The following is a 21746-nucleotide window of genomic DNA, read 5'->3' as shown; positions in this document are numbered from 1 at the left end:
TTTTCCTCCTATTCATCAGATTGCAGTTCGTATAATGAGGCTGACTGATTCATTCCGCCTGGGCCGCCGCCCATCCGGTTGTTTTCACTTGAATCCTTACTGGTTTCAGTATCAGCTGCATCATTATTTTTCGTTTTCTGATCATTGCTTGATTGCCATTTATCTGAAGATACTTTCTTGCCGTTTTTCTCAACCCATTGCACAATATCATTGTTTCCGCCTTTGCCCATTCCGGATGTTAAGAAGTATTTTACTTTCCCTTCTTTTACGAGCTTTTTAAATTGAGTCAGCGTGATGGCCGGGTCAGATCCGCTGAATCCGCCGATCGCCATGACGGCTTTTTTCGTTTTTATAATGTAAGGCGCCGCTGTGTTGGAATCGGTTGTTGCAAACAGATAGTCCGCTCCGGCGTTATGTTTCTCTAAATAGTTGATCAGTTTTTCATTTACAGATGCGTTATTCATCCCCATGCCTTTTTTGCTTGTTGAGGCGAGCTGAGGGCCTGTTTCAGGCAATGAGCTGTTGCCTCCGTACAGAAGCGGTGTGCTCGCCCAATAAATCGGCATTACCAGCAAGACGAGAAGGGCTGCAAGTGAAATATAAGAACTGAGCGGTTTTTGGCGCTGTTTGAACACGAACAGAGCGATTGCAGCCGCAGCGCCGATCACGCCTATACCGATGCTCCAGCCTGCACCGATTTGATCAATGTAGTTTCTGAGTATAAACAGCTCAAATCCGGTTGTCGCAAGAATGGCTGCCGGCAGAAGCCAAGTTTTCCATCCCGCCTGCTTGCGGTACAGATGAACAAGGGCGACCCACCCCGCGCCGGTAAGTGCCGCAATCGGAGGCGCCAGCATAATGAGATAATAATGGTGGAAAAATTCCGCCACACTGAAGAATCCGGCAATCGGCACAAGCCATGCTGCCCAAAAAATCGTTTCCTTCTGTTCTTCTGACAATCTTCTTCTTTCTCTCGCCCCGGCGATCAATAAACCGGCCATTCCAAAAATCGCAAACGGCAAGAGCCAGCTGATCTGATCAGATAATTCCGTTTGGAAAAGCCGCAGCGGACCAGGGGTTCCTGTCCCGAACATTCCTGAACCTGATTGCATTTTCGAGCCGGTGCCTGTACCGCCTTTTCCTCCGCTGCTAGGAGGACCTCCTTGACCGCTGCCTGGCATTTCGCCTCCGCTTGGCATTTGTCCGTTAGACGGAGGCGCCGTCATGCTGCCGTTTTGTGATTTGCCTTCACTTGATGAACTGCTGCTTGAAGACTGACCGGGCGGTGCTTGCATTCGTGAAGAACCGGCGGAAGAAGATATCCCTTTTGAAGCGTTTCCGTCCGGCCCGCCCTGGCCGCCGCCTGAATTTTGGCCTGTCAGCCGCTGAATCCCGTTATATCCGAAAGCCAATTCCAATACGGAGTTGGTCTGGCTGCTTCCGACATATGGCCTTTTGCCGGCCGGGATATTGTCAACAATGAGAGGCCACGACAATGAAACGGCTGCTAATACGGCCAGCGCGCTTACCAATGAAATGATTTTTTTCTTAATGGTCGTGTTTGCCGCAATCATATAGAACAGCAAGAAGGCCGGTAAAATCATATAAGCCTGAAGCATTTTTGTATTAAAGCCTACTCCGACGACAAAAAACGCCGCCAGAAGCCAAATCAGTCTGCCTTTTCGAATCGCTTTAAAGAGAAGCCATGTGGCGAACAACAGGAAAAATACCAGTAAAGCATCAACATTGTTCGTCCGTGCGACTGCTACAGCGATCGGCGTACATGCCATGACAAATGAGGCGATGCGCGCCGCCGTTTTTCCGAACGTCGGCTTTATTAATAAATACATAAAGAGAACTGAGCCTACACCCGCCAATGCCTGAGGCAGGATGACACTCCACCCGTGCATACCGAATATCAGCGCGCTGATCGTTTGAATCTGGTATGTAACAGGCGGTTTATCCACCGTGATAAACCCGGCTGCGTCAAATGAAGCGTAAAAGAAATTATGAAAGCTTTGAAGCATACTCGTTACCGCCGCGGTGTAATATGGATTCACCGTATCGTCATTCCAGATGTTATACATATTCAAGAATGCGGAAACGAGTAAAATGAGAATGAAGACTGCGTCTATCTCGCGTTTTTTCATGTTCACCTGTGTTTTCACTCCTTTTGTTTTAACTTTGAACAAGTGTAACAACCAAATATGAAAAATTTATTAATAAACAAAGACAATTATTTTGCCGTTTACAAATAGGTAAAAAGAATGACAAAACGGGTAAAAAAGCAAAAAAAAGATGCCCCCGTCAAGCCGGGAGGCATCTGTCTTTATTTCTGATTTACTGAATCGGTTTCAGCCGCGCTTCTATTTCAGAACGGCGGTGTTCGAGATAAGGCGGGAGCGCAACTGTTTTGCCGAGCTCCTCAGGTTTTTCATCGACCATAAATCCCGGACCGTCCGTTGACAATTCAAACAGAATTCCGTTCGGTTCCCGGAAGTACAGCGCTTTGAAATAATAACGCTCTACAATGCCCGAGTTGGTGAAGCCTTCTTTCGTGATTATGCGGTGCCATAAAGCAAGCTCCTCCTCATTCTGAACGCGGAAGGCCACATGATGCACGCTGCCTTTTCCCGGACGCTCGCGCGGAAGGTCGTTTCTTTCAATCAGATGAACTTCTGTACGCGCACCTCCGTTTCCGGATTCCAGCACCGTAACAGTGCCCCGGTCTTCATGCGTTTCTTTTCCGATTTCAGTAAAGCCCAGCACATCGGTTAACACACGCAGCGTCGCCTCTGCATACGGGACGGTTAATTCAACGGGACCAAGACCGCGGAAAGAATATTCTTCCGGAATGCCGCTTTGCTTCACCGCTTCACCGATATCTTTTCCTTTTTCGTCAGCCGTCAGCACAAGCCGCTGTCCTTCATGATCCTGAAAAGCGAGTGTGTCTCTGCCCGCTGTCTTCCGGATGTCACCATGAGCGACCTGATGCTCTTCAAATCGTTTTTTCCAATATTGCAGTGCTTGCGTATCCGGGACACGCAGGCCGATCGAAGAAATACTGTTTGTCCCCGCATGAAACGGCGCAATCCGCGGGATTTCAAAAAACGTCAGTTCAGATCCCGGATTGGCTGTTTCATCACCGTAAAACAAGTGGTACATTGTCGGTTCATCCTGATTTACGGATTTTTTCACAAGCTTCAGCCCTAGAATATTCCGATAGAAATCTAAATTTTTCTGTGCATCAGCTGTCAATGCTGATACATGGTGTATTCCGTTAACTTTCATTATGTTATCCTCCAGTCAATTATCTCGATTTCGAGATATTTTCTATATACAATTTATGTTATCCGGATCATAAAGTCAATACATCTGCTTCTCAGACGGTCAGCAGATTGCCCCCTCAAAATAACGAACTATAGTTGTTACAAATCCGTTAATGTTCGCTTTTAAAACGGGATATTTTCCTTCTCAAAAGCAGAAACCTTGCTTTTTCAGGTAAAAACACTAAAATTAGAAAATTTATTTTATTCGTGTTTCAGCAATTAGGGTTTACAATATGTAAAATAGTTTTTTCAGCATGACGATTTTACATCTGGAGGGAAAGGATATGCAGATTGAAGAAAACGGACTAAAAAAAGAGATCGGCCTTACCATCGCCCTCTCACTTGTTATCGGCACCATCATCGGTTCCGGCGTATTTATGAAACCCGGCGCCGTGCTTGCCTACTCCGGTGATGCGAAAACCGCGCTTATCGCGTGGCTGTTAGGAGGCATTTTGACGCTTGCCGGCGGCTTGACCGTTGCGGAAATCGGCACTCAGATTCCGAAAACGGGCGGACTTTATACATATCTTGAAGAAGTGTACGGTGAATTTTGGGGCTTTTTGTGCGGCTGGGTTCAAATTATTATTTACGGCCCCGCCATTATCGGAGCAATCGGTTTGTATTTCGGCTCCTTGATGGCCCATCTGTTCAATTGGGATTCCGGCTGGTCTAAACTGATCGGGATTTCAGCCGTTTTGTTTTTAAGCATCATTAATATTATCGGAACGAAATACGGCGGCATCGTTCAGGGAATTACGACTGTCGGCAAATTAATTCCGATTATCTGCATGATTGTGTTCGGCCTTTGGAAAGGCGATCAGCATATTTTTACAACCGTCACAAGCAGCATGTCGGAAATGAATTTCGGCGCTGCCATACTGGCTACTTTGTTTGCCTATGACGGCTGGATTCTTCTTGCGGCTCTCGGCGGGGAAATGAAAAATCCGGAAAAGCTGCTCCCGAAAGCGATGACAGGCGGACTGTTGGTCGTCACCGCTATTTATCTTTTCATTAACTTTGCCCTGCTGCACATTCTTCCCGCGACCGATATTGTGAAACTCGGTGAAAATGCGACCGGCACCGCTGCCGGAATGCTGTTTGGCGACATCGGTGGGAAATTGATCAGCGTCGGGATTATCGTCAGCATCTTCGGCTGTTTAAACGGAAAGATTCTCGCTTTTCCGCGTGTCTCATTTGCAATGGCGGAACGGAAACAGCTTCCGTTTGCCGGACAGATTTCACGAGTGCATCCGACATTTCGCACTCCGTGGATTGCCGTGTCATTTCAGATCGCGCTGGCCATCATTTTTATGATCGCCAGCAATCCCGATAAGCTGTCTGAAATCTCTATTTTCATGATTTATATTTTTTACGTCATGGCCTTTTTCGCCGTGTTTATCCTCAGAAAAAAAAGCGGCGGAAAACCGCGCGCCTACAGCGTGCCCCTGTATCCGATCATTCCGGTTTTGGCCATTGCGGGTTCACTGTTTGTACTGATCAGCACGATCATTACAGATACACTGAGCTGCGGGCTGTCGATCTTGATCGGCCTCGCCGGGTTACCGCTTTATTTTTGGCTGAAAAACAATAGAAAAAACTGACAAAAACGGTTCCTTTTACGGGAACCGTTTTTTTTCGGCAAAATCACGTGTAAAAGTTGACAGCAAATTCACATCTTTTGTTATACTTTTTAGGCAAGATGTCTGAATTCGAAGTATGTTACGTTTTTTTGGCGAAGTGGGTAACATAAGAAAAACAGGATGAGACACGTTTTTACGAAAAAATCAAGAGGCGTTTTTTTCGACTTTATCTGTTTTTTTTCGACAAAAGGCTATATAATAATTTGATGTGTGCATTGTCTCATTCAAACAATGGAGGGTTTTTAATGATAAAAAGAAAAAAAGATAAGTTCTCACTCCTTTTAACAGAAATTGCAAAAAACATAGACGAAACCGCAGAATATTTTGTCAACTTTAAAGTGACGAACCAGACGACTTTAAAGGAATTTGCCGATACGTTAAAAGAGTTTGAAACAAAAGGAGATAATCATGTTCATGTCATGATCAAAGAGCTGAACAAAGCTTTTATCACTCCCATTGAACGTGAAGACATCCTTGAGCTGACAAACAGCCTCGATGACGTGCTTGACGGAATCGAACATTTTTCAGCGATGATGGAAATTTTCTCGATCACCTCTTCTGACGAACATATCGATAAGTTCAGCGGATACATCAGAGAGTGCGCGAAAGAAATTTTAATCACGATTGAACTGCTTGCAGAAAACCGATTAAAGGACATTCACCCTCACGCCATTAAAATTAAGGAATACGAGCACAGCTGTGATAACCTGCACCGTAAATCATTAAAAAATCTGTTCGGCACAGAAACCGATCCGATTAAAGTGATTCAGTACCGTGAGATTTACGAAACGCTTGAGGAAATTGCCGACTCTTGCCAAAGTGTTGCCAATAACCTTGAAACCATCATTATGAAAAACGCGTAACGAGGGGTTATAATGGATACTCTATTACTTTTAACGATATTAATTGTCATATGCGCTTTGGTATTTGACTTCATCAACGGATTTCACGATACTGCAAACGCAATTGCCACCTCAGTTTCGACAAAAGCGCTGAAGCCGCGGCACGCGATTATCATGGCGGCCATCATGAACTTTCTCGGAGCGATGACATTTACCGGTGTTGCGAAAACCATTACGAAAGATATTGTGAATCCCTATACATTAGACAACGGGTCGGTTGTCATTCTGGCGGCTTTGATCGCCGCAATCGCCTGGAACTTGATCACATGGTACTTCGGTATTCCGAGCAGCTCTTCACATGCGATTATCGGAGCGATCGCCGGCGCGGCCATTGCAGCGTCAGGTTTTGCATCGCTGAATTATAAAGGGTTTATTAAAATTATCGAAGCGCTTATTTTTTCACCGATCATCGCCTTTGTTCTCGGCTTTATCGTATATTCGATCGTGAAGCTGATTTTCAAAGACAGCAATTTGGCGAAAACAAATAAACGCTTCCGCAGAGTGCAGATTTTGACTGCTGCCATTCAGTCCTATACACACGGAACAAACGACGCGCAAAAAGCGATGGGTATCATTACGATGGCGCTTATGACGGCCAATTTACATAAAAGTGATGCGATTCCTTTTTGGGTGCAGCTCTCCTGTGCTCTGGCAATGGGTCTCGGTACATCCATCGGCGGCTGGAAAATCATTAAAACCGTCGGCGGAAAAATTATGAAAATCCGTCCGGTAAACGGCGTATCTGCCGACTTAACCGGCGCAGCCATTATTTTCGGGGCCACGTTTATCCATCTCCCTGTCAGCACGACACACGTCATCTCGTCTTCCATTCTCGGTGTGGGCGCTTCCCACCGCGTAAAAGGCGTAAACTGGGGCACGGCTAAACGGATGCTCATTACATGGGTCATCACCCTGCCGATTTCAGGTACACTCGGCGCCATCGCCTTTTTTATCTTAGATCTCTTTTTCTGATTACAGCATCCGCTTCTTTACAGGAGCGGTTTTTTTTGTGACAGGAAAATGATGCCACAGCATAGAATGAACATAGCAGACCATTTTTCGAATTGTGAGGGATGCTCATGCTTTTGTTTTATCAAATCATGGTGTGGACGATGGCGGCCGCACTCATTTTATATGTGTATGCATCCTGGCGGTATGAGGCAAAGGTAAAAGAAAAAATGTTTGCCATCCGTAAAACGTGGTATTTACTATTTGTAGTAGGCGCCATGGTCTATTGGACATATGATCCCGAATCGCTCTTTGCCGCATGGAGGCAATACTTGATTGTTGCCGTCTGCTTTGCCCTTATTGATGCGTTTATCTTTTTGAGCGCGTATATCAAAAAGCTCGCCGGCAATGAATTAGAGACGGATACGAGGGAAATATTGGAAGAAAATAACGAAATGCTTCACTCCTATCTTGAAAAACTGAAAACCTATCAATATCTGTTGAAAAATGAACCGATCCATGTATATTATGGAAGTACAGAAGCTTATGCAGAAGGCATCAGCAGACTGCTGGCCGCTTATGCAGAAAAAATGAATGTCACGGCTTCATTGTGCGACTATTCCGCACAATCGGATAAGGACCGCTTGACAGAGCATATGCCTGATGCGGCAGACGTTCAGTCCCGCCTTAACCGGAAAGACGTCTACTATGATCAAAAAGGAAGGCTTGTGCTTATTCCGTTTACAGTCCAGAACCGCCAGTATGTGATCAAACTCACGTCAGAAAACCTGTTGACGGAATTCGATTATTTGCTTTTCACATCGCTAACGAGCATTTATGATTTAATGCTGCCAATAGAAGAGGAAGGTGACGGATAATGGAGCAGGCGTTTCAAAACGGGCAGCCGGAACAAAGAGCGAAACCGTTCAAAATGTTTAAAAAACGCTCAATGACAAGTATCGCAAGTTACCAGGTCAGCCCTCACACCGCCAGAATTTTCAAAGAAAATGAGCGGCTGATTGACAAGTATAAACAAAAAAAAGCTTGATTACACTAAGGACAGGAGACACGGCTCTTGTCCTTATTCCTTTTTCCCTTATATTTCATATAATAATACCAACAAAGAGATGCGACAGGTGATGATGTGAAGAAAATTGTAAGGCGCGTAAAGTTTGTGGATTACGGACGGTTCGGGCTTTCCGCTTATTCGCTGAGGATGCGGGCGAGGAATCTCGGGCTATTAAACCGATTAAAAAAGAAGAAAGGCTGAATCCCGGGATGTTCGGGACTCAGCCTTTTTTTCTTAAAGCTGCTGCAAAATTTTCGCTTTTACTGCGGGGCCGTAGATGCCGTCTGACGGCAGTCCGTATACAGATTGAAAGCGGGCAACGGCATTTGCGGTTTTCGGTCCGTAGATGCCGTCAATGCCGTTATTGGCAGCTCCTTTTTCAGGATAAAAATAAAGCGCGGCGAGCGCGTTTTGCACCTGGTATACCTTTTCACCGGATGTGTACGGCTCTGTCAGCTGAATCACCTCATCCGGAAGAGGATACAATCCCTCAACAGGCGGGCTGACAATCAGCACTTGTCCGACTTTAATCAAGTTCGGATCAGCGATGTTATTCCATTTTTGCAGATCGGCCACACTGACGCCGAATTTTCGTGCGATTGCCGACAGCGTATCTCCTTTTTGGACAGTATACGTCTGTCTATTCTCAGAACCGATTCCCGCTTTAAACTCGTCCCATGTATCCAACAGTCTTCTCGGGCAAAGCTTTCCTGACCAATGCTTGTGCTCGACGACATTCGCAAGCGGGATGCCGTGCGATGTCATTAATGTGCGGATGAGCCATTGGGCGTTTGCTACAGCCTGTGAAAAGTTCCCATCTGAATTTTCACAAATTTCAATACCGATGGATTTTCGATTGCCGTCCCCGTTTCCGTCCCCGGCATGCCAGCCGTTTTCGTTCAGCGGAAGATGCTGATAAATTTCCGTATCATCGACTGTGAAATGCCAGCTTGTCGGCGTATCGGGATTTTTCACATAGCTCGCGTGACTTTTGGCATTTGCGCCGGCTGCGGTATTGGCCGTATTATGCACCGTAATGTAAATCGGTGTCATTGCATAGCCTGGGCGGTTATTGTTTCCCTCTGGAATGAAATCCTGTGTGATTTTCACCATGTTTTCATCTCTCCTATTTCGATAAATTGTTTATTTTTAATAAAGCCTGCTGTTTTTTCCCTTTTGCTGTAACGTAATTGTTTTTAAACCAGGCGGCCGCAGTCGTTGCGATCGTAAAAACGGCCGAGCCGGCGGCATACAGTGTATCCGCAAGCTGATTGACCTGATCCTCCTGAATATCCAGCGGCGATTTGCCAAACATCAGCAGTGTTTGGTTCAATAAAGCAAGCAAAAGAAGCACCGTCCTGACGACCGTGCCTTTGTCCGCGAATTTCATATTTGTTTCCCCCTTACTTTTGCAGCAGATTGTACATGATGGCGATGGCTCCCCCAATGACGCCCGTGCAGATTGCTGTCACGATGGCTCCTGTAATGGTCCGCTTAATCCATGTTGTATTTTCTTCAATTTTGTTCAGCTTTTCATTCAGCGTCATGATTTGCTGATCCTGCCGGTCTGATACCCGCTCTAAAGCGGCTACCCGCTGTTCAAGCACCTTTTGTTCACCTTTGATGCCTGCGAATTCTTTTTGCACCGTTTGTTCATCCAGAAGCACTTCAGCTCCCTCCTCTTACATTGTTCTCACCTCCCTTCGGAAGCTTGATTCTTTTAAGAAAATGCCGTGCCTTTGACAGAAAGGCTTCCGCCGGAAATGCTCTTGATTTCCATGACGATTTCTTTAAAGCCGGCAATATCAAAAGTCCACACTTCTTCTGTGCCTGACGTGCCGGCTGCTGATGTCCCGTCGTCAGATCTGATTCCTCTGATCGGCACATTTTTCCCCGAGATGGATCTCCCCCAAAACGCGACTTGGCTTGACTCGGCGGTGCCGGTGATTTCGACGAGAAGTTTTTTCCAAGTGCCCGCTTTAAAGATGATGCCCTCGCCCGTTTCTGCTGCATCTTCATGAAAAATGACGTCTGTATACGAAGACGCCGCGGCACCACCCGTGCCCACAGATTGGTATAAAACAAATTCGGACTGCTTTTTGTCTCCATTTTCAAAACGGAATCGGTAATATCTTTTTGTCAGGCAAACCCAGCCCGAAGCAGTCAGCACTCCGCCTTTGACTGCGACAGAGTGTGAAGCAGTCCACGAATTGTTATCCTCACTCTCTTCGATAAAAAGTGTTCCGCTGCGATCCGAGTAAGCCCACCCCTGTGCTCTGTCTATTAAAACGGCTCCTAAACGGTCTTGTCCGAATTGGCTGTAGACTTCAATCGCTTGCAGCGGTGTGTTGGTAAGAAGCTCTGCCATTCCAGACAAATCAGCAACTGGTGTGACATAATCGTTTTTGTTACCGCGATAAGCTTTTACGGCGCCTGGCCTGCCAAGTTGATCAGCGGGAAATTCAAATGAATGCTTTTTCATCGGCCATCCTCCTTTTTTAAAAACGACAAATAAAAAAAGCCGTTTGGCTTATGACATAACATTTTTATAATTTTCGTATGTTTCACCCGTTATTTCTTGAAATTCCTCAGGCGTGATATAGTGCGCGGCCACCCCTTCAGCCAGATCTTCGGCAGAACAGTCATTATAGCCCATAGCCTGTTTTACCATTTCTGTTGAGGCCCACTTATAAAACAAAGCGTAAACCCAAAAGTTAAGTTTTTTCATTTTTTGATTCTCCTTTTAAGTTTAAGAGTTCCAGTTTTAAAGATGCTATTTGCACGCCGAGTGACTGCTGCGCTTGTTCAGCTGCTTTTCTGATCAATTTCTCATTCGCTAGCAGCGCGCCAAGGCCTGCAAGCTGGTTTAATGAATTTGAATCGGGGGCCATATCCTTTTTTAAGCTGTTTTTATATGCTTCATCAGCCGTTTCCACCCATTCTTGTTTTTCTTCATCAAAAAATGGGCGCCACATACCTTCGCCGTTTATTTCCGGCGGAAAGTCCGCAGCGTTAGCCGGCATTATATAATCTCCTGTCTCAGAATCCGGATAAAGCTCAACCGGGCTGCCTGTATAAATATTGTCATTGCCATACGGAAATATTAATTTCATATTCTCGCTCCTTTACGTGAGGGCCACAACAAGATCAATGTAGTAGCCGTTAACTTCAATATTGGCCATTATTCCCGTCAGCTTCAAATCGCCATTAGAATAAATAATAATCTTACTGTAACCGGTGGTTCCGCTGGCTGCGACCATAGTCACAACGCCTTTGGCCGGCGCACAAGAAGACGGCACACTCCCGAACACCACTTCTCTGTCAGTAAGAACGTGACCGTTCAAATGAAGAGTGTTTCCCACTTTGCGATATTGAAGCGGCCTGTCTCCTGACTTAGCGCCATTTTTATAAGGAACATTTATCCAAGGGACGTTTTCAGTATCAAGTTCGGTAACGATCCGCCGCCAGCCCTGCCAGCCCAAGTTCAAATCCAAATAGTTCGTGAACATATTATTTTTATAATCGACGGCAATGACATACCCAAATGTTCCCTTTCCCTCACTGTCAAGAGAGGTAAAATGAAACATGCCGCGGGTCGAAGCATTGCTCGGACTGTTTGCTGCTTTTCCGGTTGAATAAAAGGTGCCGAACGCCCTTCCGTTTTTAACGATTTTTTCAAGAAAGTTATCTTCATCACCAATCGCAAGAAGATAGCTGCCGTTATCGCTTGTTATTTTCGAAAGCTGTGCGCCGTTCCACATATTTTTATCAGCCTGTGTGACATGTATGTCTTTCATATTAGCATGAGCGTCTACTAGCTTCTGTGCAGCTTCTGTACTGTCCAACTCAATCCAATCACTCCAAATGTTATTTGCCAATGACTTACGAAATGTTCTGTTGTCATTTGTCATGGCAAGAACATGACCATATGACTTTCCAACGCTGCATGTCCAGAATCCACGTCCGCCTGCAGGCGGGGTGTTCGCCGCTGTTTTTTCATATGAGAAATAGGTCAATGAAGGATATTTTAACAATTCAGCATGAAGATCAGTTGTGACATTAAATAACGGCTGGCCGTCATCATTCGAAATTTTATTTAACTGTGCATTATTCCATTTGTCCTTATCAGATTTTGTTACGTGAATATCTGTTTTATTAGCATGTGCGTCGACCTTTGACTGCGCGCCTGCCACAGATTCGATCGGATACCAATTGATTGCTGTTTGATTAGAGTTATAGTAAAACCACCATGCGTTCCCCTTCACGTCTACAGCATAACCATTACCTATTCCAGGCTGTCCCACTAACTGCATGCCGCGTAAGCTTGTATCTGACGGGTTATCTGTTACTGCATTGGTACCGTAAAAAGTTACAGAACCAACGTCTTTTAACGAGTCATAAAACGTGCCGGAAGTTAAATTGATTTTTTGCGTGCCATTATCGGCGGTAATTTTAAAAAGCTGTCCGGCATTCCATCTATCCTTATCAGCTTTCGTTACATGGGTATCAGTCTGCTTTGCGTGGGCATCGACTTTTTTTTGAGCGCCTTCTGAAGTTTCTAATTGCACCCAATCAGTCCAGACGGAAGCTTTAAGGGTTTTTCTCCATGTGCCTCCTTCATAATCCATTGCCAGAGCCTCACCATCAGACTTGACTCCGATATATAGGCCTCTGGAGGAAAGCGGCGGAGTATTAACTCCCGTGTTATTTGTGTAAAAGAAGAAAGATTGATTAAGCTTGTCTACAACCTGATGAAAATCCAGACCATCTTGTATCTCGGCTAAATATTTCCCGGAATCATCAGTCAGCTTTGTTAATTGCCCGTTATCCCACTTCTGGCGCTCTTCTTTCGTCACATGCCGGTCCTGATCTTGATTGTGCTGGTCGAAATCTTTTTTTGCTGCCTGCTGGATGTTGTCCACGTTTCCGAGGCCGATTTGCGCCTTTGTCGTTTTGTGCGGGTTGTTCATGTCGTTTTTATGGGCCGCCAGATCCTTGTGGGCGTTTTTTATGCCTTTTTCCCAGCGGTTGACGTCGTCTTCATTAATCGGATCGTCCGGAAGCCAGTCTGTTTTTTCTTCGTAAGCCATCGTTACACCACCTCAAAGGTAAATCTTAAATCCAGCGTTCTGTTATTGCTGAGATCCAAATTTGTTTTTCGTTCTGTGATGACGCTTCCTGTTTCGTCAAGCATCTGCACGGTTTCAATATGTTTGATGCCTTCTTCCCTGCGTGTGAGAACAGTGACTGCGGCTTCTTTTACAGAAATGTCCGCAATCGGTGTTTCTTTGCCGTTTAACAGCACTTTTGTGATCCTGTTTTTCAGATCGGCTGCGGCACGCTGTCTGTATGCGGCTGATATCATGGTAAGACCACCTCGTTATTATTGAGTGTGACGGAATAACCGACCTTCAGTTCACTGACTTTTCGGTATCTCCGATCGTTGAGAATGACCCGGTCTTTGATTTCCAGTGTTTCGTTTAATGCGGCTCTCAGTATATACGCCAAATGAGCGGGTTTGATCTTTTCAAGTGTTTCAATCAGCTCGTTCATGTGCTGCAGATCATCAAGCTCCATATCGGCATAAAAACGATATTCCCCCGGGAACATCCGAACGTAAGCAGATGGATGTTTTAAAAAACGGTTTAACGCCTGTTCGATCGCTTGATGCGTGATGGGCGGTATATTCGACATCTTCGAGATCAGCCTGAGCCGTCTCATGTCCTCCGTATCACCTGATTCACGCGGTATTTTCAATATTTTTTCCCAGCGGTCAAGCCCCCACGTCGCCGTCGTAATAAAGAGCTGATCTGTCAAATCGAAAATATCGTTATTCTGCCGCTCAAACTCAGGGGCTTCCGCCTGAAGCACTTCCGCCATCTCTTTTAGCCGGGTTAAAAAAGGCGGGAGGTACGCCGTCATCTCATCGAGTCTGCTCAAGAATGATCACCTGTTTGAGGGTAGGAATTTCCACGTCACTGAGCACAAGATTTTCCGCCGCACCGTTCATTTTGATATCGGCGTAGTCACTGACGGATGCCGAGTTATAAACAATGTTGTTAATTTGTGATAAACGGACGGTGTTTTCTTCGAAGGCAATTTTTTTAAATAAATTCAGGACGCCTTTTTCAATCTCCGCTTTTACGTCATCGATCGAGCTGTTCAGCTCAGGCAGCACGGAAGCGGAAATTTCGATCTCTTTCCATACCGCGCTTTCCACCGTTACTGCGGCTCCGATCGGCGCCTGGCCTTCTCCCTGTCCTTCATCCGGATCAATATAATCCTTTACTTTCTTGATCAGAATATCTGATGCCGGTTCCAAATTCGCGTTTGTGATAACAACCTTCACCGTTCCGTCTCCGTTCCATAGCGGGAAGATTTTCGCCCTGCCGACACCGTCAACTTCTTCGGCCCACTGTTTATAATGCAGTTTATTCGCGCTGACTGCCTCCCGGCGGACACGGGTAAAATAACGCGCTCTTAAACTGTTGTCGTCTTCTTCCTCACGGCCGGGAATTAAAATATCGCGCATGACAGCCTTCTCAAGCCCGGGAATCGTATCAAGAGGCAGCAGGTTTTGACCTGTAATGCCGGCATTGCCCGCATCACCGGCCGTTTCACATTCAAGCGTTCCATCCTCCGTATATTGAAAATACAGGTTATCGACGAAGAATCGGGAGCCTGGCGGAATGGTGATTCCCGGTGTGAATTCTCCGGCTCTGACCGCTTTTGTGGCAGCGTCAATTCCCGCTTCAGCAGCCCGCCTGTCCAGAAATTCGCCCTGAGCCGTATCGGAAAAAACAAGCTCCAGCACGGTATCAAGCCAAATATAAGACTTTGCCAGCTCAGCGGCCGCAGGCGCGAGCGCATTGTAAATGACGCTGCCTTCTCTCGTATCAATATCTGCCGTGATTTTCTCCAGCATTCTGTCCATAATGTTGTCAAATGTCTGAGCTTCAAACATGCTCACCCAGCACCTCCTCAATCTCAAGCATGCCCTCATCGGCTTCAACGGTAAAAGAGACGATGAAGGCATCATCTTTTTTCTCAATCTCAAAATTGGTTACGGCCAAAATACGGTCATCATACAGCAAGGCTTCTTCTATCAGTCTTGGAATCTCCATTTTTTTGTAAGTATCCGTCGTGTTCTGATCCGAAAGCACTTCCTGCAGTTCATTTCCGATATCATGACTGAAAACCGAGTATGAATACCGTTCTGTGTGAAGAGCGATATAGACAAATTGTCTGATTGCGTCCAGTCCGTTTATCAGTTCATTGGTAATCCTGTTGTTTTCAAAATCAATTCGGTAGGTTTGTGACGTTTCAATGGCATCACTCGCATCCTCCAAATCTTCAAATTCGATTTCCGGTGTCAGGGCCATTGCACCCGCTCCTTTTTGATTGTTCATTAAAAAAAGCCCTCTTCAGCGACTGAAGCGGCTTCCTCTCTCTCTATTCCATTTCCATCCGGATCTCTCATGCGGAACGGATAACATTTCACGTTCCCGACATTCATCATACAGGAATGCGGTTAAATTTTGTCCAGCACAAAGAAGGACTGTCCGCCTGTTAATGCAGCGGTCATCACCCGGTCTCCTGCCTGGAGCTGATCATCTCCCCCGGACTTCAGCCGCTTCGGCACAATGAGGGCATCAGACGGAATCAACAATTTATCGTGATCTTTCAGCTTCAGCTCAAGCGGCGAAACGGAGGTCACTTCAGCCGGCATCAGCTCCACCGGCGCTTCGGCGTCAACCGCCCCGACGGCTAAATGTTTAATGGCATCGCTTAATCTCATCAGGATGTTCCCTCCGGAAGTGAGTTTTTCTCTGTGACATCAATCGTCATGGTATGTTTTGTTCCTTGGAATTCATGGCGGTCCGTATCCACGTAATAGGTTTTCTTCAATCCGATTTCCGGAATTGAGATATACACCGGCAATCCGCTTTCCAACCCCGGAATACCGATCGCCTGTATATTTTTCAGCTCTTTCTTAACGCCTTTTTTCTCAGCCTGCTTCACTTTTGCGCGCTGTTTCAGCTGGGCTTCGTTAATATCATCAGAAACCGTTTCCGTATACTGCAAAACGCCGAATGTTTTCATGCCTGCGCTGTCTGCGGCGGTAGCCTTCACCGTTTTATTGTCTTTTTGCAGCCGCATGACGACGCGGGTTGCGGTATCATCGATCGAGGTGCTGTACTGATACCCCGTAATATTAACGCCTGTTTCCAGCACCCATATGTCAGACGGCTCCGGCCATTCACGCAAGCCGAGCCTGCCTTTTTCTGAATAGAGCTGATAATTGCGGCCCGTCTGGCTTTTTGTCTGCTTTAACGCTTTTAACATCATATCGTAAAGGCTTGTATCATTTTTAAAAACGAGTGATTTAATGGTATGGCCTGTATTGGCAATGGATGTGACGGGAATTTGAAAATCGCTGGCAATCCTTTTTAATATTTGATCGGCGCGCTGGTTGGAAAACACGTATACATCCTGGTTTTTCACAAGATATTGGAGCATATCATATGCGGTGAAGGCGACGGTATGTTCATCCGGCGTTCTTGCAAAGACAATGCCGCGGAACAGTTCTTTTCCATCCCATTTGAACAAAACCGTATCCCCCTCTGACACGCTGTAATACGTCTGGCTGCCCTGCTTTACGACAATCGTCGCTTCGATGGAGCGGGGCGCCTGATATCTGTGGCCTTCCAGCGATACGCTTTCTGTTACAAGCTCGAGCCACTCCGTTTCTTTTATGACAAATAGTTCAATCATCTTTTCACCCGTTTCATTGCGGTATCTTCAGCTTCTGCCCCGGGAAGATCCAATGTCCCGGCTGCCGGATATTCCGTTTGCTGCGCTTTATCATGGCCGTTTTATTCGCATTCCAGATTTTCCGCCACTCTGTATGGTTTCCGTAAAACCTGCCGGCGATGTCCCAAAGCGTGTCCCCCTTTTTCACGGTATACGTTTTGGGCGAGGCTTTGGACGGGCGCTTCGCTTTCGTTTTTTTCTTTTGTTTGATTTTTCTTGGCGAAGCGGTTTTATATTCTTTCAGTACGATGTCAAAATTCCGGTCGCCGATTTCATTGTCACCTTCGCTGTAATTGAAGCTTTCAATGCTGCATGTGACATTGATTGTTGTTCCTGTAATCAAAAACTGAACGGGTTTTTTCGCTTTCATCCATGTTTCAATTTCTGAAATGGCTTTTTCCGGCGAAGGAATACTTTGATATTCGGCAATCGGGCTGTATCGCTTCGGAAAAAAAGAAGAGAACGAAATTTCTTTCGCCCCCGGTTCTTCGATAAACGTCACCTCTCCAAGTCCGGTGACTTTCACGGAATCATTCTGCACGCTGTTTGCGATATCAATCGCTTCAGGGAGAACGGGAAGCCGGAGCTTGTCCTTCCCCTGAGACAGCCAAAATTCATAAACAGATTTAGTCAAAAGCAACGGCCCCCTTTGCTCCGGTATAAATATCTTTTTGCAGTTCATCAATCAGCGCCTGCTTGATTTTGGCGGTGAGAGTGTCAGCGTCCTGTCCGTTATGAAAATGCTGATCACCGCTGAATTCGATTTTGATTTCTTTTGTTCCCGTTTTTTGAATGGTTTGGCCGCCGCCTTTAACGGCTGCGGAAACCGTGCCGGCTGAAAGTGCCGCGGGTTCCGTCTGTGTCGGGTCGGACACTTCCATGCCGAGCGCTTGAGCCGCTTGTTGAAGCAGGTAACGGCCGCGGATGCCCCGCTCTTCAGGGATGATCCATTCCCGTTTGTTCCCTTCGCCGACACGGGCGATCTGCTCTTTGGTAATGAGACCGCCATTGGCATAACCGACGTAAGGGCCGCCGCGGGCCATACTCTTTATCCCGGGCACATTGTTGATCGAGCCGTATCTGCTTTTAATATAGCCGATAGCGGCAGCGGCGTTGTGGATTGGGTTTTTGATATTATTCATTCCCGGCGCTTTAAATGATTCAAAGGTGCTCGGGATCGTCTGCATGAGCCCCTGTGACGGGTGGCCGGCTTTTGCATTGCTGTCCCATAAGTTAATGGCGTTCGGATTGCCGCCGGATTCATTTTGAGCGATGGTCATTAATCCCGGAAGCCAGCTTAATGGCGTATGTGTAGCGCTCATTGCAGCCAAAAGCCACTCCTTGACGTTTCCACCGGCAGCGCCCATGCCTGAAAAAGCGGCCGCAAGCGAGCCTGCTTGTTTTTCGGCGTATTTTTTCACATCAACAGAACCAAGTCCCTTTACGACACCGACTGAAGCAAAGCGGCCGAGACTCATCATGACGCGGGAAGGAGAATGGATATCAAGTTCTTCCCGGAAAGCCTCCTCAACCTTTTTGGCCATATCTTTCGCTGCCTGTTTGACTTCGCTTCCTTTAGAATTCATGCCGGATACGAAGCTGCCGACTAAGCCTGACCCCCATCCGTTTGCAGAATCTCTCGATTGCAGAAACGGCTTATCTACATGTGTGCTCACATATTGCGCCGTTCCTGTATCTTTCGCATTTTGTCCGGCCGAAAATCCTTTGACCGTTCCGATGCCCCAAGAGGATGATTGATTGACCGCAGATTGATAAGGCGTTTTGACTTTCGATTGTAAAAACGCATCGGTTCCCGTCTGCGCCGCATTTTGTCCTTTAGCATATCCTGTAACGACTTGCTTTCCGTAATCGGGTGAAGAAGAAATCAGAGCATTGAACGGCGTTCCGATATTCTTCTCTTTCCAGCCGTCCATATCCACCGCATTTTTGCTGATCCCGCTGTCAAAGCCTGCTGTAAACTGTTTTCCGAGTGATGAAGCCGTCCCGCCAAGTCCGGAAGCATCCACAGACGCGGCGGCCGATACAGACGCCGAAGATGAAACTCCGCCAGCTCCTGCGGGCGCAGCGGAAGACTGAGCCGAAGCCGCGCCCATATCATCGACAACACGCATGCCGAGCTTAGACGCAGCCTGTGAAAGCAGCATCTTCCCGCGGCCTCGGTTGTTGTCAACGGGAATGACAAATTCTTTACCGGCTTCACCGATCCAGGAAATGGTCGGTTTTGTAATGTAGCCGCCTGTAGCGTGTTTGTCCGGTTTTTTCTTTTTATCTCCGCCGCCTGTGATAAAGTTCATTACGCCTGAGATCATGCCGCCGCCGGTTTTATCCCAAATCTTTTTCACCCAGTCAAATGCTGCGGAAAAAGCATCTGATATGGCTGTACCTACCTTTACGAGAGGTTCCTTTATGTTTTTCTCAAACCAGCCGCTTAACCCTTTCCATATATCCTTTACCGTATCTAAAGCAGTCTGGAAAGCGTCTGATATTCCTTTGCCGACATTTTTCACCATGTCCTTCACCGGGTTCCAGACAGTATCTATGAACCAGCCGGAAACCGTACTGAAAACAGACTTAATTTTATCCCAGGCTCCCGTGATATTTCCCCAGATAGAAGAGGCCACGCCGACTACAGCCGATTTTACAGGCTCCCAGACGGTGCTCATAAACCAGGATGAAACTGTGCTGAAGACACCTTGAATCGTTGTCCACGCATTCACGATATTTGACCAGATGCTTGTCGCCACGCCGACTACAGCCGTCGAAACCGGAGTCCATACATTTTCCATAAACCAGGATGAAACTATGCTGAAGACACCTTGAATCGTCGTCCACGCATTCACGATATTTGACCAGATGCTTGTCGCCGCTCCGACTACAGCCGTTGATACCGGAGTCCATACATTTTCCATAAACCAGGATGAAACGCTTCCCCAAGTATCTTGTATCGTTGTCCAAGCACTTTGTGCTGCTTTGGATATATCATTCCACGTGTCTTTCAAAGCCCCTGAATCAAAGGCCTCTCCTAAGCTGGAACCGCCTAAACTTCCGGCGATGCCGCCTACCGCGCCGCCAATCAATGTCCCCACTCCGGGAACAACACTGCCGATTGCCGCTCCGGCCGCGGCCCCGGCAAGACCGCCTCCGGCTGAGCCGACCTTCTCTCCTGCATTATCTTTATTAATGCCGACTAAATCAGTAAGTGATAACAATTCACCTATGCCGGGAATTCCTTTAGCTGCACCTTTTAACCCTTTCATACCGCCTTTAAGCGCCTTAGAACCTCCTAAGTCTTTCAAAAGGGCGCCGATTCCTTTACCTGCCCCTTTTGCTTTCGGCGTGTTTACAGATGCGTGTTTGCTTTCATTTACGGATGAGCCTTTTTTTGAAGATTTATTCCGCTCTTCGACTTTACTGCTTTTGCCCCTCGTCACTCCAGTACAACAGCAGCATCCCCCAAAAGCCCCGCCGGTTTTTTTGGCTGACTTTCCTGAAGATCTAGGTGCTGTTGCCGTGCGCTGGGAACCCTTTGTCAGATCAGGACGCTTCGGGCCGTTGGAGCCGCCGGCAGAAATGCTTCCCTTACTCTTTTCTTTTTTCGTGCCGCCTCCTAATAATCCGCCGATATTGAGTTTTCCTAATTTTTCAGCAATACCTGATATTATTTTTTCGATCAATTCGCCGGCTTTTTCGATGATTTTATCCGGGCTGAATTTTTCAAATTTCTTTGCAATTTTCCCGACTATTTTATCAACAAATGCCTCAGCTTTTTCGATGATCGCATCAGGACTGAACTTGCCGAACTTTTTATCAATGCCTCCAAACAGTGAGGATGTAAACTGATCTACTTTTTCCAGAATCTTATCCGGATTGAGAAAATCGAATTTCTCAGAAATTCGGTCGATCGTGTCATTTACAAATTGTTCGGCGCGGTCGATTAGCTTATCAGGACTGAATTTACCGACAACGTCGTCGACTTTCTTCATAAACGAATCAGTAAAATGATCAAGCTCTTTCAATATCGCTTCAGGACTGAATTTGCTGACAAGGTCATCTACCTTTTTCATAAACGAATCAGTGAATTTGTCCAGTTCTTTCAATATTGTTTCGGGACTGAATTTACTCACGATCCCGTCTATCTTTTTCATAAATGAATCAGCGAATTTATCCAGCTCTTTCAATATCGCTTCGGGACTGAATTTACTAACAATCCCGTCTATCTTTTTCATAAATGAATCAGCGAATTTGTCCAACTCTGTTAATATCGTTTCCGGACTGAACTTGCTTGCGATTTCATCCACTTTCCCCATGAATGAGGTTGTGAACTTGTCCAGTTCGCCTAATATCGCTTCGGGACTGAATTTACTTGCGATTTCATCTACTTTTCCCATGAATGAGGTTGTGAACTTGTCCAGTTCGGTTAATATCGTTTCTGGGCTGAATTTGCTTGCGATTTCGTCCACTTTCCCCATGAATGAGGTTGTGAACTTATCCAGTTCTGCTAATATCGTTTCCGGGCTGAATTTGCTTGCGATTTCGTCCACTTTCCCCATGAATGAGGTTGTGAACTTATCCAGTTCTGCTAATATCGTTTCCGGGCTGAATTTGCTCGCGATCTCATCCACTTTCCCCATGAAAGAGGTCGTGAATTTATCCAGTTCTGTTAATATCGTTTCTGGGCTGAATTTGCTTGCGATCTCGTCCACTTTCCCCATGAATGAGGTTGTGAACTTATCGAGTTCTGTTAATATCGTTTCCGGGCTGAATTTGCTTGCGATCTCGTCCACTTTCCCCATGAATGAGGTTGTAAACTTATCCAGTTCTGCTAATATCGTTTCCGGGCTGAATTTGCTCGCGATTTCATCCACTTTCCCCATGAATGAGGTCGTGAATTTATCCAGCTCTGTTAATATCGTTTCCGGGCTGAATTTGCTTGCGATCTCGTTCCACTTTCCCCATGAATGAGGTCGTGAATTTATCCAGCTCTGTTAAAATTGTTTCCGGACTGAATTTGCTTGCGATTTCG

23 protein-coding genes and 1 pseudogene are annotated in these 21746 nt (G+C 46.3%); 6 read left to right on the top strand and 18 right to left on the bottom strand.

Annotated elements, in window-relative coordinates:
• Positions 1 to 8 precede the first annotated feature (8 nt).
• A complete protein-coding gene (locus tag BAMF_RS27535) occupies positions 9 to 2156 on the bottom strand; it encodes a glycosyltransferase family 39 protein (RefSeq protein WP_013351971.1) in 2148 nt (715 codons plus the stop codon).
• 184 nt (positions 2157 to 2340) lie between these two features.
• Positions 2341 to 3291, bottom strand: a complete 951-nt coding sequence (locus BAMF_RS27530) for a ring-cleaving dioxygenase (RefSeq protein WP_013351970.1) — start codon at positions 3289 to 3291, stop codon at positions 2341 to 2343.
• Positions 3292 to 3613: 322 nt separating this feature from the next.
• Between BAMF_RS27530 and BAMF_RS27525 the strand changes: the two genes are divergently transcribed.
• The 6 genes from BAMF_RS27525 (at position 3614) to BAMF_RS41845 (ending at position 8089) form a co-directional block, all read left to right on the top strand.
• On the top strand, positions 3614 to 4930 hold the full coding sequence (locus tag BAMF_RS27525) for an APC family permease (protein WP_013351969.1): 1317 nt from the start codon (positions 3614 to 3616) through the stop codon (positions 4928 to 4930).
• 284 nt (positions 4931 to 5214) lie between these two features.
• The gene (locus tag BAMF_RS27520; protein WP_003154804.1) at positions 5215 to 5832 is read left to right on the top strand and encodes a DUF47 domain-containing protein; all 618 of its coding nucleotides are present in this window, start codon (positions 5215 to 5217) and stop codon (positions 5830 to 5832) included.
• A gap of 12 nt (positions 5833 to 5844) precedes the next feature.
• Entirely contained in the window at positions 5845 to 6843 is a 999-nt protein-coding gene (locus BAMF_RS27515; RefSeq protein ID WP_013351968.1) for an inorganic phosphate transporter, read from the top strand.
• Positions 6844 to 6950: 107 nt separating this feature from the next.
• Positions 6951 to 7697: a type II toxin-antitoxin system SpoIISA family toxin gene (locus tag BAMF_RS27510; RefSeq protein ID WP_013351967.1), complete on the top strand. Its 747-nt coding sequence runs from the start codon at positions 6951 to 6953 to the stop codon at positions 7695 to 7697.
• Positions 7697 to 7867, top strand: a complete 171-nt coding sequence (locus BAMF_RS27505) for a type II toxin-antitoxin system SpoIISB family antitoxin (protein ID WP_003154807.1) — start codon at positions 7697 to 7699, stop codon at positions 7865 to 7867. Before BAMF_RS27510 ends, BAMF_RS27505 begins: the two co-directional genes overlap by 1 nt.
• 96 nt (positions 7868 to 7963) lie before the next feature.
• Complete coding sequence (locus tag BAMF_RS41845; RefSeq protein ID WP_003154809.1) at positions 7964 to 8089, top strand: hypothetical protein; 126 nt, start codon at positions 7964 to 7966, stop codon at positions 8087 to 8089.
• 33 nt (positions 8090 to 8122) lie between these two features.
• On the opposite strand, the gene BAMF_RS27500 is transcribed toward BAMF_RS41845, so the two are convergent.
• From BAMF_RS27500 to BAMF_RS27430, 16 genes and pseudogenes are all read right to left on the bottom strand, one after another.
• Entirely contained in the window at positions 8123 to 9001 is an 879-nt protein-coding gene (locus tag BAMF_RS27500) for an N-acetylmuramoyl-L-alanine amidase (RefSeq protein ID WP_013351966.1), read from the bottom strand.
• Positions 9002 to 9014: 13 nt separating this feature from the next.
• On the bottom strand, positions 9015 to 9278 hold the full coding sequence (locus tag BAMF_RS27495) for a phage holin (RefSeq protein ID WP_013351965.1): 264 nt from the start codon (positions 9276 to 9278) through the stop codon (positions 9015 to 9017).
• Positions 9279 to 9291: 13 nt separating this feature from the next.
• Positions 9292 to 9555, bottom strand: a complete 264-nt coding sequence (locus BAMF_RS27490) for a hemolysin XhlA family protein (RefSeq protein WP_013351964.1) — start codon at positions 9553 to 9555, stop codon at positions 9292 to 9294.
• Positions 9556 to 9608: 53 nt separating this feature from the next.
• A complete protein-coding gene (locus tag BAMF_RS27485; RefSeq protein WP_013351963.1) occupies positions 9609 to 10370 on the bottom strand; it encodes a hypothetical protein in 762 nt (253 codons plus the stop codon).
• A 48-nt stretch (positions 10371 to 10418) separates the two neighbouring features.
• On the bottom strand, positions 10419 to 10616 hold the full coding sequence (locus BAMF_RS27480; RefSeq protein WP_013351962.1) for an XkdX family protein: 198 nt from the start codon (positions 10614 to 10616) through the stop codon (positions 10419 to 10421).
• Positions 10603 to 11001 (bottom strand): XkdW family protein, encoded by a 399-nt coding sequence (locus BAMF_RS27475; RefSeq protein ID WP_013351961.1) that lies wholly within the window; start codon positions 10999 to 11001, stop codon positions 10603 to 10605. Before BAMF_RS27475 ends, BAMF_RS27480 begins: the two co-directional genes overlap by 14 nt.
• Before the next feature lie 12 nt (positions 11002 to 11013).
• Positions 11014 to 12549: a hypothetical protein gene (locus tag BAMF_RS41840; RefSeq protein ID WP_391485549.1), complete on the bottom strand. Its 1536-nt coding sequence runs from the start codon at positions 12547 to 12549 to the stop codon at positions 11014 to 11016.
• A gap of 165 nt (positions 12550 to 12714) precedes the next feature.
• A pseudogene (locus tag BAMF_RS42220) lies at positions 12715 to 12978 on the bottom strand (hypothetical protein); the annotation flags it as partial.
• Between the two features lie 2 nt (positions 12979 to 12980).
• Entirely contained in the window at positions 12981 to 13253 is a 273-nt protein-coding gene (locus BAMF_RS27465) for a hypothetical protein (protein WP_013351959.1), read from the bottom strand.
• Positions 13250 to 13828 carry a YmfQ family protein gene (locus BAMF_RS27460; RefSeq protein WP_013351958.1) on the bottom strand — a complete coding sequence of 193 codons (579 nt, stop codon included), beginning with the start codon at positions 13826 to 13828 and terminating at the stop codon, positions 13250 to 13252. Before BAMF_RS27460 ends, BAMF_RS27465 begins: the two co-directional genes overlap by 4 nt.
• On the bottom strand, positions 13812 to 14852 hold the full coding sequence (locus BAMF_RS27455; protein WP_013351957.1) for a baseplate J/gp47 family protein: 1041 nt from the start codon (positions 14850 to 14852) through the stop codon (positions 13812 to 13814). The genes BAMF_RS27460 and BAMF_RS27455 overlap by 17 nt, the downstream gene beginning before the upstream one ends.
• Entirely contained in the window at positions 14845 to 15270 is a 426-nt protein-coding gene (locus tag BAMF_RS27450) for a DUF2634 domain-containing protein (RefSeq protein ID WP_041481725.1), read from the bottom strand. Before BAMF_RS27450 ends, BAMF_RS27455 begins: the two co-directional genes overlap by 8 nt.
• Positions 15271 to 15419: 149 nt before the next feature.
• Entirely contained in the window at positions 15420 to 15686 is a 267-nt protein-coding gene (locus BAMF_RS27445) for a DUF2577 family protein (RefSeq protein WP_013351955.1), read from the bottom strand.
• Entirely contained in the window at positions 15686 to 16663 is a 978-nt protein-coding gene (locus BAMF_RS27440) for an XkdQ/YqbQ family protein (RefSeq protein WP_013351954.1), read from the bottom strand. The genes BAMF_RS27445 and BAMF_RS27440 overlap by 1 nt, the downstream gene beginning before the upstream one ends.
• Before the next feature lie 13 nt (positions 16664 to 16676).
• On the bottom strand, positions 16677 to 17336 hold the full coding sequence (locus tag BAMF_RS27435) for a LysM peptidoglycan-binding domain-containing protein (protein WP_013351953.1): 660 nt from the start codon (positions 17334 to 17336) through the stop codon (positions 16677 to 16679).
• The gene (locus BAMF_RS27430; protein WP_463013989.1) at positions 17329 to 21192 is read right to left on the bottom strand and encodes a transglycosylase SLT domain-containing protein; all 3864 of its coding nucleotides are present in this window, start codon (positions 21190 to 21192) and stop codon (positions 17329 to 17331) included. Before BAMF_RS27430 ends, BAMF_RS27435 begins: the two co-directional genes overlap by 8 nt.
• Positions 21193 to 21746 lie beyond the last annotated feature (554 nt).

Origin of the sequence: Bacillus amyloliquefaciens DSM 7 = ATCC 23350 (assembly GCF_000196735.1) — a bacterium.
In the GTDB taxonomy this organism is placed as follows: domain Bacteria; phylum Bacillota; class Bacilli; order Bacillales; family Bacillaceae; genus Bacillus; species Bacillus amyloliquefaciens.
Note: the sequence above shows the minus strand (reverse complement) of the source record. Positions and strands in the feature narration are given on the sequence as shown.

Excerpts from the sequence above, each read along its gene's own strand:
- BAMF_RS27525 (WP_013351969.1), top strand. The coding sequence starts at position 3,614 with ATGCAGATTGAAGAAAACGGACTAAAAAAAGAGATCGGCCTTACCATC.
- BAMF_RS27495 (WP_013351965.1), bottom strand. The coding sequence starts at position 9,278 with ATGAAATTCGCGGACAAAGGCACGGTCGTCAGGACGGTGCTTCTTTTG.
- BAMF_RS27510 (WP_013351967.1), top strand. The coding sequence starts at position 6,951 with ATGCTTTTGTTTTATCAAATCATGGTGTGGACGATGGCGGCCGCACTC.
- BAMF_RS27475 (WP_013351961.1), bottom strand. The coding sequence starts at position 11,001 with ATGAAATTAATATTTCCGTATGGCAATGACAATATTTATACAGGCAGC.
- BAMF_RS27440 (WP_013351954.1), bottom strand. The coding sequence starts at position 16,663 with ATGATTGAACTATTTGTCATAAAAGAAACGGAGTGGCTCGAGCTTGTA.
- BAMF_RS27500 (WP_013351966.1), bottom strand. The coding sequence starts at position 9,001 with ATGGTGAAAATCACACAGGATTTCATTCCAGAGGGAAACAATAACCGC.
- BAMF_RS27530 (WP_013351970.1), bottom strand. The coding sequence starts at position 3,291 with ATGAAAGTTAACGGAATACACCATGTATCAGCATTGACAGCTGATGCA.
- BAMF_RS27450 (WP_041481725.1), bottom strand. The coding sequence starts at position 15,270 with ATGGCCCTGACACCGGAAATCGAATTTGAAGATTTGGAGGATGCGAGT.
- BAMF_RS27505 (WP_003154807.1), top strand. The coding sequence starts at position 7,697 with ATGGAGCAGGCGTTTCAAAACGGGCAGCCGGAACAAAGAGCGAAACCG.
- BAMF_RS27480 (WP_013351962.1), bottom strand. The coding sequence starts at position 10,616 with ATGAAAAAACTTAACTTTTGGGTTTACGCTTTGTTTTATAAGTGGGCC.
- BAMF_RS27465 (WP_013351959.1), bottom strand. The coding sequence starts at position 13,253 with ATGATATCAGCCGCATACAGACAGCGTGCCGCAGCCGATCTGAAAAAC.
- BAMF_RS27430 (WP_463013989.1), bottom strand. The coding sequence starts at position 21,192 with ATGGGGAAAGTGGACGAAATCGCAAGCAAATTCAGCCCAGAAACGATA.
- BAMF_RS27445 (WP_013351955.1), bottom strand. The coding sequence starts at position 15,686 with ATGAGATTAAGCGATGCCATTAAACATTTAGCCGTCGGGGCGGTTGAC.
- BAMF_RS27485 (WP_013351963.1), bottom strand. The coding sequence starts at position 10,370 with ATGAAAAAGCATTCATTTGAATTTCCCGCTGATCAACTTGGCAGGCCA.
- BAMF_RS27515 (WP_013351968.1), top strand. The coding sequence starts at position 5,845 with ATGGATACTCTATTACTTTTAACGATATTAATTGTCATATGCGCTTTG.
- BAMF_RS27455 (WP_013351957.1), bottom strand. The coding sequence starts at position 14,852 with ATGTTTGAAGCTCAGACATTTGACAACATTATGGACAGAATGCTGGAG.
- BAMF_RS27520 (WP_003154804.1), top strand. The coding sequence starts at position 5,215 with ATGATAAAAAGAAAAAAAGATAAGTTCTCACTCCTTTTAACAGAAATT.